This window comes from Clostridium sp. HMP27 (genome assembly GCF_000765165.1).
GTDB lineage: Bacteria > Bacillota > Clostridia > Clostridiales > Clostridiaceae > Clostridium_AK.
The window spans coordinates 13718-30072 of the sequence record NZ_JMFY01000043.1; the positions used below are offsets into that span (position 1 = coordinate 13718).

Annotated in this window: 12 protein-coding genes; all 12 read right to left on the minus strand. The window is 34.5% G+C overall.

Annotated elements, in window-relative coordinates:
* Window positions 1–2: 2 nt before the first annotated feature.
* A complete protein-coding gene (gene acrC / locus DP68_RS16415; protein ID WP_035311475.1) occupies window positions 3–1139 on the minus strand; it encodes an acryloyl-CoA reductase in 1137 nt (378 codons plus the stop codon).
* A 24-nt stretch (window positions 1140–1163) separates the two neighbouring features.
* Window positions 1164–2723, minus strand: a complete 1560-nt coding sequence (locus DP68_RS16420) for a CoA-transferase (protein ID WP_035311477.1) — start codon at window positions 2721–2723, stop codon at window positions 1164–1166.
* 96 nt (window positions 2724–2819) lie between these two features.
* Window positions 2820–4139 (minus strand): GntP family permease, encoded by a 1320-nt coding sequence (locus DP68_RS16425; RefSeq protein ID WP_035311478.1) that lies wholly within the window; start codon window positions 4137–4139, stop codon window positions 2820–2822.
* 81 nt (window positions 4140–4220) lie between these two features.
* On the minus strand, window positions 4221–5024 hold the full coding sequence (locus DP68_RS16430) for an enoyl-CoA hydratase-related protein (protein ID WP_035311479.1): 804 nt from the start codon (window positions 5022–5024) through the stop codon (window positions 4221–4223).
* A gap of 411 nt (window positions 5025–5435) precedes the next feature.
* Entirely contained in the window at window positions 5436–6572 is a 1137-nt protein-coding gene (locus DP68_RS16435) for a 4Fe-4S binding protein (RefSeq protein WP_035311481.1), read from the minus strand.
* 124 nt (window positions 6573–6696) lie between these two features.
* A complete protein-coding gene (locus DP68_RS19345) occupies window positions 6697–8361 on the minus strand; it encodes a PAS domain S-box protein (protein WP_081957304.1) in 1665 nt (554 codons plus the stop codon).
* Between the two features lie 207 nt (window positions 8362–8568).
* Window positions 8569–10236 (minus strand): biosynthetic-type acetolactate synthase large subunit, encoded by a 1668-nt coding sequence (gene ilvB / locus DP68_RS16445; RefSeq protein WP_035311482.1) that lies wholly within the window; start codon window positions 10234–10236, stop codon window positions 8569–8571.
* A 5-nt stretch (window positions 10237–10241) separates the two neighbouring features.
* Complete coding sequence (ilvD, locus tag DP68_RS16450) at window positions 10242–11903, minus strand: dihydroxy-acid dehydratase (protein ID WP_035311484.1); 1662 nt, start codon at window positions 11901–11903, stop codon at window positions 10242–10244.
* Window positions 11904–11915: 12 nt separating this feature from the next.
* Window positions 11916–12989 carry a 3-isopropylmalate dehydrogenase gene (gene leuB, locus DP68_RS16455; protein WP_035311485.1) on the minus strand — a complete coding sequence of 358 codons (1074 nt, stop codon included), beginning with the start codon at window positions 12987–12989 and terminating at the stop codon, window positions 11916–11918.
* A gap of 17 nt (window positions 12990–13006) precedes the next feature.
* Window positions 13007–13498 (minus strand): 3-isopropylmalate dehydratase small subunit, encoded by a 492-nt coding sequence (gene leuD, locus DP68_RS16460; protein WP_035311487.1) that lies wholly within the window; start codon window positions 13496–13498, stop codon window positions 13007–13009.
* Window positions 13499–14767 (minus strand): 3-isopropylmalate dehydratase large subunit, encoded by a 1269-nt coding sequence (gene leuC, locus DP68_RS16465; RefSeq protein WP_291549922.1) that lies wholly within the window; start codon window positions 14765–14767, stop codon window positions 13499–13501.
* A gap of 17 nt (window positions 14768–14784) precedes the next feature.
* A complete protein-coding gene (cimA, locus tag DP68_RS16470) occupies window positions 14785–16347 on the minus strand; it encodes a citramalate synthase (RefSeq protein WP_035311488.1) in 1563 nt (520 codons plus the stop codon).
* Between the last annotated feature and the right edge of the window lie 8 nt (window positions 16348–16355).

The window sequence follows — 16355 nt, forward strand, 5'->3', positions numbered from 1 at the left end:
TCCTAGCCCAGTACTTCTCTTGAAATTACTAATTTATGAATTTCAGAAGTACCTTCATATATTTCAGTGATTTTTGCATCACGATACATTCTTTCTAGTGGATAATCCCTCATATAGCCATAACCGCCATGAATTTGTAATGCAAGATTTGTAACAACTCTAGCTGTATCCGATGCATTTAATTTAGCCATAGCTGCTTCCTTAGTGTGTTTCTCTCCAATTGTCTTTAGATGAGCAGCATAATAAACTAGCCATCTAGCTGCTTCAATCTTAGTTGCCATTTCTGCTATATACCAACTAAGGCCCTGAAGCGCTGTAAGAGGCTTACCAAATTGGATTCTTTCCTTCATATACTTAACACTTTCTTCTAAAGCACCTTCAGCTATACCAAGAGCTTGAGCACCAATACCAATTCTAGCACCATCGAGAGCATTCATTGCCATCATAAATCCCTTGCCTTCTACTCCCACAAGATTTTCTTTTGGAACACGACAATTATCAAATATAAGTTCTACAGTTTCTGATCCATGAATGCCCATTTTGTCTTCAATCTTACCTATTGTGAAACCTGGAGTACCTTTTTCTACAACAATTGTAGATAAGCCTTTTAGCCCTTTTTCTGGCTGTGTCAGCACAACAACAGCTAAATATTGTGCCTGCCCTCCACCGGAAATAAAGCATTTAGTTCCATTAAGAATATATTCATCACCATCCAATATGGCTGTTGTTTTAGCGGCACCTGCATCTGAACCTGCATTAGGCTCTGTTAAGGCAAAGGCTCCAAGACATCCTCCACTTGTTACCTGTGGCAAATATTTTTGTTTCTGCTCTTCAGTACCAAACTTTTGAATAATAGAAGAAAAAACTGTGTGTATTGAAAGAATAGCCGCTGTAGCTCCACACTTTTTAGCTATTTCCGAAACTACTATAACTTTATCAATATCATTTCCACCCGATCCTCCATATTCTAAAGGCGTGCCAATTCCTGTGAACCCTATTCTTGCCATTTTGTCAAAGGTCTCTCGTGGAAATCTTCCTGTCTTATCAATTTCAGCTGCAATAGGCTGAACTTCTTTTTCAGCAAACTCTCTGGCAACCTTTCGTAACATAAGTTGTGCCTCTGTTAACTTAAAATCCATACTATCTCCCCCTATAACTAAACTTTAAAGTGAAAGCCCCATCTTCTCATCTTTAAATATTCTTTCATCCATTAGCCTTAAGTCCTCTGATATCAATGGTTTAAACTCCATATTTGCGAGAATATCCTTCTCCAAATCAACTCCTGGAGCAATTTCAATAAGCATAATTCCATTTTTAGTAAGTTTAAATACAGCCCTTTCTGTGATGTAATAGACCTGCTGTCCAGTTTCACTTGCATATTCACCTGAGAAAGTAACTTGCTCTACTTCTTTTTTAAACTTTATTCCTTTTCCATCCTTTAAAATAGTAAGTTTTCCATCTTTAATTTCAGTTTCCATTTTTCCAGCCTTAAAAGTTCCTGTAAAACAAACTTTCTTAGCATTTTGTGATATATTTATAAAACCGCCAGGACCTACAACTCTCCCTGCAAATTTAGAAACATTAACATTTCCTAAAGCATCAATTTCAGCTGCACCAAGGAAAGACATGTCAATTCCACCGCCATCATAAATATCAAATATATCAGGCTGTTTATATATGGATTCAGGATTAACGGAGCCGCCAATGGCAATACCACCTGTAGGCACGCCGCCAAGAGCACCTGACTCAATTGAAAGTGTAATCTTATCTGAGAATCCCTCTTCCCCTGCAACTGCAGCCACAGCTTCTGGAACACCGATACCTAAATTAATAAGGCAATTAGGTTTTAGCTCTAAAGCACCTCTTCTTCCACAAACTTTTCTTTCATCTAATTTCATAGGTTCAATAGAAGCTAATGGAACTTTTGTCTCACCTGATAATTCTGGTCTATAATGATCGTATGCATATGTCTGAAGGCTATTTTCTCTTGTGCCTTCTACAATATAATCAACCATAAATCCATGAACCTTGACATCATGTGCTTTTATACTTCCCCTTTGAACAATTTGTTCAACTTGAGCTATAACAATACCTCCTGAATTATGTGTTGCAGCAGCCATTTCCAATTGATCTGAAATTAAAGCCTCTCTATTTAAAGAAATATTTCCATTCTCATCCCCTAATGAACCTTTTATAAAACAAATATCTATAGGAAAAGATTTATAAAAAAGATAGTCTTGTCCTTCTATATTTACTACAGAAACAACCTCTTCCCCAGAATCAATAGCTGCCTTATTTACTTTGCAGCCTTCAAGTCTAGGGTCAGCAAAGGTTTTTAATCCAACATGAGTTAAAGTCCCAGGCTTTCCTCCCGCAATTGATCTAAGCATATGAGTGGTAACTCCCTGTGGAATCATGAAAGCCGCTAGCTTATTTGCAACTGTTAGCTTGTTTAATCTTGGTTCTAAACCAATATGCGCACACACAAGTTTTTTAACTAATCCTTCTTCCCCAAGATGATTAGCACCTCTTTCTCCACCATCACCAACAGCTGCGCAGTGAAAAAGGAACAAATTCTTAGGAGACTTTGTTTCAATATATCTATTTTGCAGTGCTATCAATAAATCTTCTGCAAGTCCAAAGCTGGTAAAGCCCCCCACCGCAATTGTCATATCATCCTTAACCATTTCTGCTGCTTGCTTTGCTGTAATTATCTTACTCACATAAAAACCCCCTTTAACTTAAATAAAATTATCAATTAATTTTGATGAAAGGACATAAGTTAAACTATGTCCTTTCATCCTTTTATACTCACTCTACTAAGGAAGGAATGGGAACATTGAGAACAAAATAACTGCAACCACAGACCCAATTGCTGGAGCAACTACTGTTAGCCAAAATACTGGTCCATATGCATCATGATGTGTTTCATTACATAATCCATTTGTAACAGTTACAACATATCCATTGTGTGGCAGAGAATCAAGGGCTGCAGATGAAATAGACATTGTTCTATGAATTGCGGCAGCTGCAACACCTTTTGCTAAATAAACAGGTCCTATTAAAGGAGCTGCAATTCCAAGGCCTCCTGATGCAGATCCACATATACCTGCTATAACTGTTGTACCTACAGCAATACCTACAAAGTCTGGTCCAGGAATATTAACCATTGCATCTATAACAGCTGGAAATGCTTTAGCTGCCTTAACCACCGCACCAAATCCCACAACAGCACAGGTATTACTAATAGCAAATACAGAAGTTTTGCATCCTTCTCCTATATTATTTAAAACTGTTTTATTATCTTGATATTTATTTAAAACAAGAAATACTATTACAGTACCAGCAAATACACCTGCTTCAAGTGGAAGCAGCACCTTGCCGTTAACTTTAACATTAATTAATATTATTGTAATAATTAATGGGATTAAAGCTGCAACTCCACTTGGAAGTTTTGAATTATCATGAAAATTATCAACAGACTTTGCTGCAAAATGTTCACCATTGGCCTTTGCTTTATTTACCATTCTATATAACATAAATGCTCCAACTATAAGGATAACAAATGCTGAAATGAAACCATTTACAGCACCTGCCATTAAATCCGTTCCTAGAGCTTGAGCAGGGACTGCATTCTGAATTTGAGGAGCACCAGGCGCAACCATTGCAAATGTAGAACACCCAAAGGTCAATGCTCCTGGAATAAACCTTCTAGGTAAATCTGCTTCTTTGAAAACTTCAAGGGCGATAGGAAATACTGCAAAACTGGCAACAAAAACGCTAACCCCACCGTAAGATATGATACCGCAAGCTAAAGGAATTGAGATTAAAGCCATTTTAGGGCCAAAGGTTTTAACAATCATCTTTGCTATTGCCTTGGCTCCATTTGTAACCTCGTACATCTTTCCCATCAATGTACCAGTTAAGAAAATCAAAAAGTTTGCTTTAAAAAAACTAACAAAACCAGTCATATAATTTTCCTTTAAAGCAGCATACAAATTAATGCCTCCTGTCAATGCAACAATAGCTGAGCAAGTTATAGCTATAATAAAAATATTTACACCCTTCATTACTAAATACATTAATAGTGCAAGTGCTCCTATAATACCAATTAAACTTATAATTTCTCCGCCTGACATATATTAACTCCTCCTTCCATTTCTTATTATTTAATTTATTAAACTAATATGGCTGTTACAAAGAGTAACTTTATTTTACTTTTATTTATTTTCAAATTTAGCAGTTCTTTTTTCAAGAAACGCTGCCATACCTTCATCTTTATCTTCTGAAGCAAATGTAAGTGCTGCCAAATCTTTTTCAAGTTCAAGTGCATTAGCTAAATCCAAATCAGCTCCTTTATTAATGGCTATCTTAGCATACTTAATTGCCATAGGAGCCTTTGAAATAATACCTTTCATCATATTTTTTGCCTCAGTTAAAAGTTCTTCAGCTGGAACTACCTTATTTACAAGACCCATGAGGAGCGCTTCATCAGCCTTTACCATTCTTCCTGTGTAAATGAGTTCTTTTGCTCGTCCGCTACCTATGAGTCTAGGTAATCTTTGTGTTCCGCCAAAGCAAGGAATAACGCCTAAGTTTACCTCTGGTTGTCCAAAAACAGCCTTTTCAGAAGCAATTCTCAAATCACAGCTCATTGATAGCTCACATCCACCGCCAAGTGCATATCCATTAACTGCTGCAATTACAGGCTTTCCAAGAGCTTCAATTTTATTAAATACGCTTTGAGCATACTCAGCATAATTTCTGCCCTCCTCTGCTTTATAAGGTCTCATCTGCGCAATATCTGCTCCTGCAACAAAACCCTTTCCTTCTCCTGTAATAATAACGCCTAAAATACTCTTATCTACACTTATGCTTTCGATAATGGCATCTAGCTCTTCTAAAGTTTGATTATTCAATGCATTTAGAGCCTTTGGACGACTCATAGTCACAATTGCTACATTTTCTTCAATATTCACCTTGATATTTTCAAGACTTAAATCTTTTAATACTATTTCTTTCATAAAAACATCCTCCTTTATCTTTGCATTTATATATAAAGCAATATCTTTGCCAAAAGGTAGCATTATCGTTTATAATAAAAACTTTTTTAATCCATTTTAATAAGCAATCACCTATACTAAGCATGAAGAGTTAATAACATAGATAAATTTTAAACAAAAATATCCTATATAAGTTAATTTTATAACTTATATAGGATATTAAAACTTTCAGTTATTGTAGGATTTTTTCTACAACTTAAAAATTTTATACTTTTGAATGTAATTCGGTATTGTTAAAACTCTTTAATTTCAATCTTTCTTACTCTTTTATTAATACTTGTAGAATTTTTTCTACGTTTTATAAATTTATCTACGCTTTTCAACAATCCTGCCGTTACTAAAAATACAATCCTTACTTTATTTTTAATAACTTTACTTTATCAATTCTTTCACTACCTCTTTTAAATCTTCAGTCTCAAATTCAATTCCTTTATCTAGCAAGTCATTTTTTAATTCCTTTAAAGGTTTATTTATATCAGTATCCTTTGGCAAGTTAGCCTTTTCTACAATTATATTAGTATCTATATTAAATTCATTTGCTACATCCTTTATTGTCATATATCCTTTAATATTATCAGCATTTAAGACACCATTTTCATTTAGCACTTCAACATTTGAGGAAGAAGTCTTAAAAGTCCCTAAAGCTATGTTTGAGCCAACAACTATAACTAATATCACTAAAGGTATTGCTGCCATTTTATTTAAAGATAAAACTGTACTACCTTTTTTCATTTCTAAAGTATTATCTACAGGGCAGCTTGATACACATTCTCCACAGGAAATACATTCAATTTTAGATGCTATTTCTTGTGAATGTACATTAAGCCCCATAGGACAATTTCTAGTACAAGCCTTGCAGTCAACACACTTAGAATCACTTCTTCTAACTTTGAAAATGCTTAAAGGTGCAAGTAACGCTAAAGTTGCTCCTAAAGGACATAAATACCTGCACCAAGCTCTTTCAATGAACATTGAAGATATAAGTATAGCTATAAGTATAATAAAACCTATTAGAAATTCTTCAAATATTTCCGCTCCACTACCTAAGTGCATGAATACTGCCCAAGGATCATAAGGTCTTAAAATTAACTCTCCAGATTTATAAGTTATAAATAATATTAAAAATAGCACTATATACTTAACATATCTTAATACCTTATCAGCCTTTCCATGGAGCTTAACTTGTTTTATTTTAAGTTTTTTTGCTAATTTATTTAGAAGAGTTTGAATCGTCCCTAAAGGACAGATATATCCACAAAAGGCCCTTCCTATAACTATAGTAATTAGTAATGTTGCACCTAAAAGAATTAAAGATGATGGCTCTATTTTCTTTATATAATCTCCATTAGCAATTAAACTATATAATGTTTCCATACCACCAAATGGACATAATGCATCTGTTGACGGTGATCCACTAGGACCTCCACCTTTAATTTGATGCATAACTCCAGCTATTGGGGTAAATATTAAAAAGAAAATTGCTATTACCCATTTCCATTTGTTTTTCATTATTAATAACCTCCTACACATTTTGTATAAGATTATATTAATAAAATAATATGATTAAAACTTGTGTTAATTGTGATAAGTTTGTGAAAAGGAAAAACCATGGCGGCCTCCAGAAATGGATTTTCTATAAATATATATCTGAAAACTCAATATTTACTCTTTCAATATGGTTATTAAAGTTACCATTTGTTTTTTTACTTAACTCTTCGCATTTTTCCTGTGGTTTTTCTTCCTCAATAACTTTCGTAGGTAACTTAACAATAAATTCACTTCCGTGTCCATATTTACTTTTAACTGTTATTTCTCCTCCATGCATTTCTACAAAAGACTTAACTAGACATAGTCCTATTCCGCTTCCTTCATGACTTCTCACAAGAGATCTATCTACTTGTCCAAACCTCTCAAAGATCAAATCAATTTTATCATCCTGAATACCTATACCATTATCCTTTACACAAACCTTAATGTGTTTTTTCTTAGCCTGCAGTGATACATTAATTTTCCCACTTTTTTCTGTAAACTTAACTGCATTAGAAAGTAAATTGAGCATAATTCTTTCAATCTTATCTGCATCACAGGCAACTATTTTTTCTTCTATATCTGTATCAAAAATTATATCTATTCCTTTATCCTGTATATACTCCGCAGTAGATAATGTAATATCCTCGATAATTTTTACTATATCATGGTTTTGTAAATTTAAATTATAAAAATTTGTATCCATTTTAGTGGTATCAATGAGATTGTTGACTAGTCTTATGGTCCTACCACAATTTTGTTTCATTATATCTAAATATCCTTTAACTTTACTTGCGTTACCTGACAATTGATTATTTTCCATATACATATTTAAGAGTTGTATTGAACTATAAATTATATTTATAGGAGTTCTTAATTCATGCGATATATTCGCAAAAAATTCTGTTTTCAACTTATCGTATTCTAAAGCCTCTTTTGCCTGCTTTATATTGGTTATATCCTGAATTTGACATATAAAATACAAAGGTTCTCCCTGTTTATTTCTTATTAATGAAACACTTAGAATACTCCATATAATGCGGCCATCCTTATGAAAATATCGTTTTTCCATATGATAGCAGTGTATTTTATTTTCTAATAACTTATGTGCATTATCTAACTCTTTATTTATATCTTCTGGATGAGTTACATCATGAACGGTTTTTCCAAGCAGCTCATCTTCAGAATAACCCATAATTTCACATATTGAGCTATTAACCTTTATAGCCTTACCTTTTAAATCTACTAGGGCCATACCCACAGCTGCATTTTCAAAAATACCTCTAAAAAGTTCTTCCCTTTCCCTAAAAGCATGCTCTAACTCTACTCTTTTTGTTACATCTCGAATTACAGTTAATAAATTCATGACATCATCACACATAAAAGAGACACCTGCAATTTCAGCATACATTGTAGTGCCATCATTTTTTATAAGTTTTTGTTCCATGTAGGGTACGCTGGTTTCATTACTAAGTAATGTTTCTATCCTCTCCTTCACTATATCATTGTAATCAGGATGATTATTTATTATGGAGTTTATAGACTTTCCTATGAGTTCTTTCGGATTATCCGTACCTGCTAGTTTAGCTCCAGCTTTATTTGTGTAATATAACTCATCTCCCCTATGAATATAAGTGCAAATCGGCGACAACCCAATGACACTTTTAAATAAGTATTCACTCTTTCGTAATTTACTCTCTGTTTCTTCTAATCTTTTTTCCAATTCCTCAATACGCTTCTTTAAAAGGTTTACATTTTCATTCTCATACATCTTAACTACCCCTCCCACCCTCTAGTTAGAACAATATTCAAAATGAATTATGTTAAGCATTATTTCTATGCAGCTAGTAAAAATCCTTTCAATATGAAAGAGAATTTCGAATATTTTAGTTCTAAATTTACAAAATAAGCCATAGTTAATTTTCGTATAAAAAAAAGGCCCCTTAAGGAGCCTCCTTCTAAAGAGGTTATATTTTCTTCAATCCAATATCATCATTTCTTCTATATCAGCTCCCGGCGGTACTATAGGTACTGCCATAGCATCCTTGTCTACGAGGCAATCAACCACAACTGGTCCATCATATTCTATGGCCATCTTTAGTGCATTTTCTACTTCTTCATTTGTATTTATGCTAATTCCTAGCGCACCGTAAGCTTCACTTATTTTAGCAAAGTTTACTCTTTTTTCAGACGTAGTTTGTGAAAATCTCTTTTCATAAAAAAGGTTTTGCCATTGTCTTACCATTCCCAAAACGCCGTTATTGAGTACTATTATCTTAACCGGTATATTATATTCCACCACTGTAGCTAGTTCATTACAGTTCATTTTAAAACTTCCATCCCCCGCTATATCAAACACAGCTGTCTTTTTACCCATGCTGGCACCTATAGCGGCACCAAAGCCATATCCCATAGTTCCAAGGCCGCCCGATGTTATAAAGGTTTTTGGTTTCTTATATATATACCCTTGAGTTGCCCATATTTGATTTTGTCCAACTTCTGTGGTTATAATAGCCTCTCCCTTTGTAAGCTCATACAGTTTTCTTATAAGATAAACAGGATTTACTGAATCTTTAGGATTTATCCTTAAAGTTTTTCTTTCATCCTTGTTTATTAGATTTAAAGCAAATTTTGTCCATTCAGTTTCTTTTCTTTCTTCTAGCCTATTATTTAATTTTGTAAGTATATCTGAGATATTCCCTATAATCCACGAATTAGCTTCGATGTTTTTACCTACTTCAGCTTCATCTATGTCTAAATGTATTACTTTTGTATCTTTTGCAAAGGTGTTTGCATTACTTATAACTCTATCACTAAATCTAGCTCCAACAGCTATTATAAGATCACTCTCGCAAATACATTTATTAGATGCCAAAGTTCCATGCATTCCAACCATTCCAGTAAACATAGGATGTGTTCCATCGAAGGATCCAAGTCCCATCATTGTAGAGCAAACAGGAGATTTTAGTTTATTTTGAAATTCTTGAAGCTCTTCTTGAGCATCCGAAATATTACATCCTCCTCCTACTATAATAACGGGCTTCTTACTTTTATTTATTATTTCTACTGCATTTTCTACTTCATCTTCATTAATGGGTTTATTATTAACATACTCTATTAATTCTAATGGCGTATATTCACATATTGCTGCAGTTATATCTTTAGGTATATCTACTAAAACCGGTCCTGGTCTTCCATGTTTTGCAATTGAAAAGGCCTTTCTCATTACAGGTGCTAAGTCCTCTACATTTTTAACAATAAAATTGTGTTTAGTTATAGGCATTGTAATATCCAGTATATCAACTTCCTGAAAGGAGTCCTTTCCTATTAAGCTTGTGGGCACTTGGCCTGTTATTGCTACCATAGGAACAGAGTCCATATAGGCATTAGCAATTCCTGTTACAAGATTTGTAGCTCCTGGACCTGAGGTAGCAATACATACTCCTACCTTTCCCGTAGCTCTTGCATACCCATCTGCAGCATGCGCAGATCCCTGTTCATGGGCTGTACGTATATGGGTTATACCCTCAAAGGAATATAACTCATCATATATATTCAGCACTGCTCCTCCTGGATAGCCAAAAATAGTATCGACTCCTTGTTCTTTTAAGCATTCAAGTATAATCCTGGCACCTGTATACTCCAAATTAATCACTCCTTTACATCTTCAAAAACCGCTCCTTTGCAGGCTGAGGATACTAATTTTCTATAAATTTTTAAGTATCCTTCTACAGACTTCATCTTCCCCTGAGGTTTTCTCTTTTGTAACTCTTCTTCATCTACTAATAGATTTAATTTCTTATTTTCTATATCTATTTCAATAAGATCTCCTTCTTTAACCAATGCTATTGGCCCACCTTCTGCAGCTTCTGGTGAAACATGGCCTATAGCAGCTCCTCTTGTTGCTCCTGAGAATCTTCCATCTGTTATAAGAGCCACAGTTTTATCATATCCCATGCCTGCTAAGAGAGCTGTAGGCGATAACATTTCTCTCATTCCAGGGCCACCCTTAGGTCCTTCATACCTTATTACCACTACATCACCGTGATTTATTTCTCCACCCATTATTGCTTCTGCTACTTCTTCTTCACTATCAAACACTCTAGCTTTTCCCGTATGCTTCATCATTTCTGGTGCCATAGCAGATTTTTTTACAACAGCTCCATCTGGTGCTAAACTTCCCTTAAGTACCACAAGTCCTCCAGTACTGCTGTAAGGAGCATCAATATCCCTTATTACTTCATTGTTTTTAACTTTTGCATTCTTTACATTTTCATAAATACTTGCTGTTGTTACAGTTAAACAATCCTTATTTATAAGATTTTTACTAGCTAGTAAATTGATTACCGCTGGCACTCCTCCTGCCATATGCAAATCCTCTATATGATGATGCCCTGCTGGACTAAGTCTGCATAGGTTTGGAGTTTTATTACTTATTTCGTTAACTTTATCAAAATTTATTTCTACTGATACTTCTTTCGCTATTGCTGGTAGGTGAAGCAGTGAATTAGTAGAGCATCCTAATGCCATATCTACAGTTACTGCATTCATAAATGCATCCTTTGTTAAAATTTCAGATGGCTTAACGCCTTTTTTAACAAGCTCTACAATTTTCATTCCTGTCTTTTTTGCAAGTCTTAATCTTTCTGCAAAAACTGCTGGTATGGTTCCATTGTATGGAAGCGCCATTCCTAAAACTTCTGATAAGCAATTCATAGAATTTGCTGTAAACATTCCAGAGCAGGAACCACAGCCAGGGCATGCGGTATCTTCCATTTCAAGTAGTTCTTCCTCAGTCATTTTTCCAGCTTTAACTGATCCTACTGCTTCGAACATAGCACTTAAATCAGTTGTTTTTCCATTAGTTTTTCCAGCCAGCATAGGGCCACCACTTACAAGTATTGAAGGTATATTAACCCTTGCTGCTGCCATAATCATACCTGGAACCACCTTATCACAGTTAGGAAGTAAAACTAATCCATCAAAGGAATGGGCGTTTGCAACAATTTCAACACTATCAGCGATTATTTGTCTAGAAGGAAGGGAATAACTCATTCCCTTATGATTCATAGCTATTCCGTCACATACAGCTATAGTACTAAATTCAACAGGTACTCCCCCTGCAAGTCTTATTCCATCTTTAACAGCTTGAGCAATTTTATCTAAATTCATATGTCCCGGCACTATTTCACTATAGGAATTTGCAATACCTATAAGTGGTCTATCCATCTCTTCATCTATAAAACCCAGAGCTTTAAAAAGAGAACGATGAGGTGCCTTTTCTAAGCCTTTTCTACATGCATCTGATTTCATGCAAATCCCTCCTTAGATTTCTGATAAAACAAGTTCTCCCATTTCCTTTGTTCCAACCTTTGTCATACCTTCTGTCCATATATCTGAAGTTCTATAACCTTTTGCTAGAACATTTTTAACTGCATTTTGTATATCCTTTGCCGCTTCTGTCATATTAAATGAATAATCAAGCATCATAGCTGCTGAAAGTATTTGTGCTAGTGGATTTGCTATGTCTTTGCCTGCTATATCTGGTGCAGAACCATGAATAGGTTCATACATTCCGTAGCTACCTTCTCCAACACTTGATGATGCAAGCATTCCTATTGATCCTGTAAGCATAGAAGCTTCATCAGATAATATATCTCCAAAGATATTATTTGTAAGCATTACATCAAACTGTGAAGGGTCGCGTACAAGCTGCATAGCTGCATTATCAACATACATATGATTTAACTCAACTTCTGGATATTCCTTTGAAACCTCTATTACAACTTTTCTCCAAAGTCTTGAAGCATCTAAAATATTTGCTTTATCTATAGAAGTAACTTTCTTTCTTCTTTTCATTGCTGATTTAAAAGCTACATGAGCAATTCTTTTTATTTCATCTACATTATAGCTTTCTGTATCATAGGCTGTTTCCACTCCGTTTTCAACTACCGTATCTCTCTTACCAAAGTAAATTCCACCTATTAATTCTCTTACAACTAAAAGATCTATTCCTTTTTCTACTAGTGCATTTTTAAGAGGGGATGCTGATTTTAGTTCTTCAAAAACCTTTGCTGGTCTCAAATTTGCATAAAGTCCTAATCCTGATCTTAGTCCTAGAAGGGCTTTTTCAGGTCTTTGATCTCCTGGAAGGTGATCCCACTGCGGCCCTCCAACTGCTCCTAAAAATAATGCATCACATTCTTTGGCTTTTAGTAAAGTTTCCTTTGGAAGAGCTTCTCCATAAGCATCTATGGCACATCCTCCTGCTTTCAAATCCACATAATTAAATTTTGTATTATACTTTTCTGATATTTTATCTAAAACCTTTAAAGCCTCTTTTGTTATTTCAACGCCTATACCATCTCCTGGTATAACTGCTATTTTAAATTCTTTCATGTTTGTCCCTCCCTAAATTAAAATAATCCTTTATTTACGCAATTTGCTAATCCATCATTTTTCATTATATTTAACATAAACTCAGGAAAGGCCTGTGCCTGATATTCCTTATCTAATGTAATATTTTTTATTATTCCTTTTTCAAAATCCACTTCTAACTCATGACCGTTTTCTGCAGCATTTACAGCTTCCTCACATTCAAGTATCGGAAAACCTATATTTACTGAGTTTCTATAAAATATTCTTGCAAAACTTTTTGCTATTACGCAGGAAACTCCAGCTGCTTTTATACATATTGGAGCATGTTCTCTTGAAGATCCGCATCCAAAATTTTTACCTGCAACTACAATGTCTCCTTTGGTTAACTTTCTCAAAAAGTCTTTATCCAAATCTTCCATGCAATATTTTGCTAATTCCTCTGGAACAGATGTATTTAAATATCTAGCCGGTATTATAACGTCAGTATCTATATTATCTCCGTATTTTAAAACTTTACCTAATGCCTGCATCTATATTCCCTCCTCTGGTGATACGATTTTTCCTGCTATGGCAGATGCTGCAGCTACTGCTGGACTTGCTAAATACACTTCACTTTCCGGATGTCCCATTCTTCCAACAAAATTTCTATTTGTAGTAGCTATAGCTCTTTCCCCTGCTGCTAAAATCCCCATATGTCCTCCAAGACAAGGGCCACAAGTTGGTGTACTAAATACTCCTCCTGCCTCTACAAATATCTTAGCTAATCCTTCTTCTAAGCACTGTAAATATATATTTTGCGTTCCTGGGAATACTATAAGTCTAATTCCCTTTTTAACTTTCTTGCCTTTTAATATAGAAGCTGCAACTCTTAAGTCCTCCATTCTTCCATTAGTACAAGAACCAATTACTACTTGATCGACTTTCACTTCTCCAACTTCATCTATAGTTTTAGTGTTTTCAGGTAGATGTGGGAAAGCTACTGTAGGCTTTATAGCACCTAAATCTATTTCATAAACTTCGCTATACTCTGCATCTTCATCAGCTTCAAATATAGTTGGCTTTCTATCTGTACGTCCATTTATGTATTCTAAAGTCTTATCATCTACAGGGAATATTCCATTTTTAGCACCAGCTTCTATAGCCATATTAGCTATGGTAAATCTGCCATCCATTGAAAGCTCTGCTACTCCTTCTCCAGTAAACTCCATTGATTTGTAAAGTGCACCATCTACTCCAATCATACCTATGATATGAAGTATTAAATCCTTACCCGAAACCCATTTAGAAAGTTTACCTTTTAAAACAAACTTTATAGCTTCTGGAACCTTAAACCAAGCTTTACCTGTTGCCATTCCTACAGCCATGTCAGTACTTCCTACCCCTGTTGAAAAAGCTCCTAATGCTCCATAGGTACAAGTATGAGAATCTGCTCCAATTACCACATCACCTGGAATTACTAATCCTTTTTCTGGTATTAGCGCATGTTCTATTCCCATTTCCCCTATTTCAAAGTAATTTGTTATCTCTTTTTCACAGGCAAATTCTCTAATAAACTTACAGTGCTCTGCTGATTTTATGTCCTTATTAGGAGTAAAGTGATCAGGCACTATTGCTATCTTATCTTTATCAAAAACTTTATCAATGTTCATGCTGTTAAAGGCTTTAACAGCAACTGGTGTTGTTACATCATTTCCTAGAACTAAATCTAAGTTTGCTGTTATTAACTGCCCTGTCTGTACATAATCTAAACCTGCATGAGCTGCAAGTATTTTTTGTGTCATAGTCATAGGTTTTTTCATAATATGTCATCTCCCTTTTACTGAATTAATTTATATTCAACAGAATCTGTTAGTGCTTTAAAACTAGCTTCTATTATGTCATTTGAAACTCCAACTGTACTCCATATTGAGCTTCCATCTGTAGATGTAATTATTACCCTTACTTTTGCATCTGTAGCCTTATCTCCATCTATAACTCTAACTTTATAATCAGTTAAATACATACTTGATATAGACTTATAAAAAACTGTTAGTGCTTTTCTAAGGGCTTTATCCAATGCATTTACTGGACCATTTCCCTCTGCAGCTGTGATTTCCATTACTCCATTCACCATTATCTTCATGGTTGCTAAAGCATTGGAAACTCCTGTATCTGATTCTCCCATCATTACTTTATATTCAACAAGTTGAAAGGATGGCTTAAATAGTCCTAATTCTTTTCTAACTAAGAGTTCAAAACTACCCTCCGCCCCTTCAAATTGATATCCTTCGTATTCTAAATCCTTCAACTTTTTCAGTATCCCCTTGGTTTCTTCTGAGTCTTTTGTTATATTGGGATTTAAAGAATTTATAAAAGACATAATAGTACTTCTTCCAGAAACCTCAGACATGAGAATTTTTCTTTCGTTACCAACCAAATCCGGTGATATGTGTTCAAAGGATGTGGGATTTTTATAAACAGCATCTATATGCATACCGCCCTTATGAGCAAAGGCACAACTTCCAACATAGGGCTCTAATTTATTTGGAGTAACATTACTTACCTCGCTAATATATCTATATGTGGATATAAGCTTTTCTAAATTTTCATCCTTTATTGCTTCATATTTCATTTTTAAATTTAAGTTTGCTATAATTGTGCTTAAATTTGCATTACCGCATCTTTCACCAACCCCTGTAAAAGTGCCTTGTACTTGGGCTACTCCACACTGGACAGCTATTAAAGAATTAGCTACAGCAGTGCCTAAATCATTATGACAGTGTATTCCTAAGTTATTAAATTCTAAGTCTTTCACAACATAATTTAATATCTTTTGAACTTCCATAGGCATGGTGCCACCATTTGTATCACAAAGTACAATCCAATCTGCTCCCGCTTCCTTAGCTGTATTTATAACATTTAAAGCATATTCAGCATCATTTTTATAGCCATCAAAGAAATGTTCTGCATCAAATACAACTTCTTTATTTAAAGCCTTTAAATACTCTATGGTATCTCTTATCATTGACAAATTTTCATCTAGGGTAGTCTTAATTATTTCTTCCACATGGAAACTCCAAGCCTTTCCAAATACAGCTAAAACCTCAGCATCGGATTTTACAAGACTACTTAATTCTTTGTCTTCTTCTACCTTTATATTAGGTCTTCTGGTACTTCCAAAGGCACATATTTTAGAGGTTTTTAAATTTAGCTTTTTTACTTCCTTAAAGAATTCTAAATCCTTAGGATTTGATGATGGATTTCCTGCTTCTATATAGCTCACTCCTAGATTATCTAGCTTTTCTACGATTTTAAGTTTATCAGTAACGCTAAATGAAATCCCTTCTGCCTGAGCCCCATCCCTTAATGTACTATCATAAATGTGTACCCTTTTATTCATACCTATCA

Bases quoted from the DNA above. Each gene is read 5' to 3' on its own strand.
- leuD (WP_035311487.1), bottom strand. From the start codon at position 13,498: ATGCAGGCATTAGGTAAAGTTTTAAAATACGGAGATAATATAGATACT.
- leuC (WP_291549922.1), bottom strand. From the start codon at position 14,767: ATGAAAAAACCTATGACTATGACACAAAAAATACTTGCAGCTCATGCA.
- cimA (WP_035311488.1), bottom strand. From the start codon at position 16,347: ATGAATAAAAGGGTACACATTTATGATAGTACATTAAGGGATGGGGCT.
- ilvD (WP_035311484.1), bottom strand. From the start codon at position 11,903: ATGAAATCAGATGCATGTAGAAAAGGCTTAGAAAAGGCACCTCATCGT.
- DP68_RS16430 (WP_035311479.1), bottom strand. From the start codon at position 5,024: ATGAAAGAAATAGTATTAAAAGATTTAAGTCTTGAAAATATCAAGGTG.
- acrC (WP_035311475.1), bottom strand. From the start codon at position 1,139: ATGGATTTTAAGTTAACAGAGGCACAACTTATGTTACGAAAGGTTGCC.
- DP68_RS16435 (WP_035311481.1), bottom strand. From the start codon at position 6,572: ATGAAAAACAAATGGAAATGGGTAATAGCAATTTTCTTTTTAATATTT.
- DP68_RS16425 (WP_035311478.1), bottom strand. From the start codon at position 4,139: ATGTCAGGCGGAGAAATTATAAGTTTAATTGGTATTATAGGAGCACTT.
- DP68_RS19345 (WP_081957304.1), bottom strand. From the start codon at position 8,361: ATGTATGAGAATGAAAATGTAAACCTTTTAAAGAAGCGTATTGAGGAA.
- leuB (WP_035311485.1), bottom strand. From the start codon at position 12,989: ATGAAAGAATTTAAAATAGCAGTTATACCAGGAGATGGTATAGGCGTT.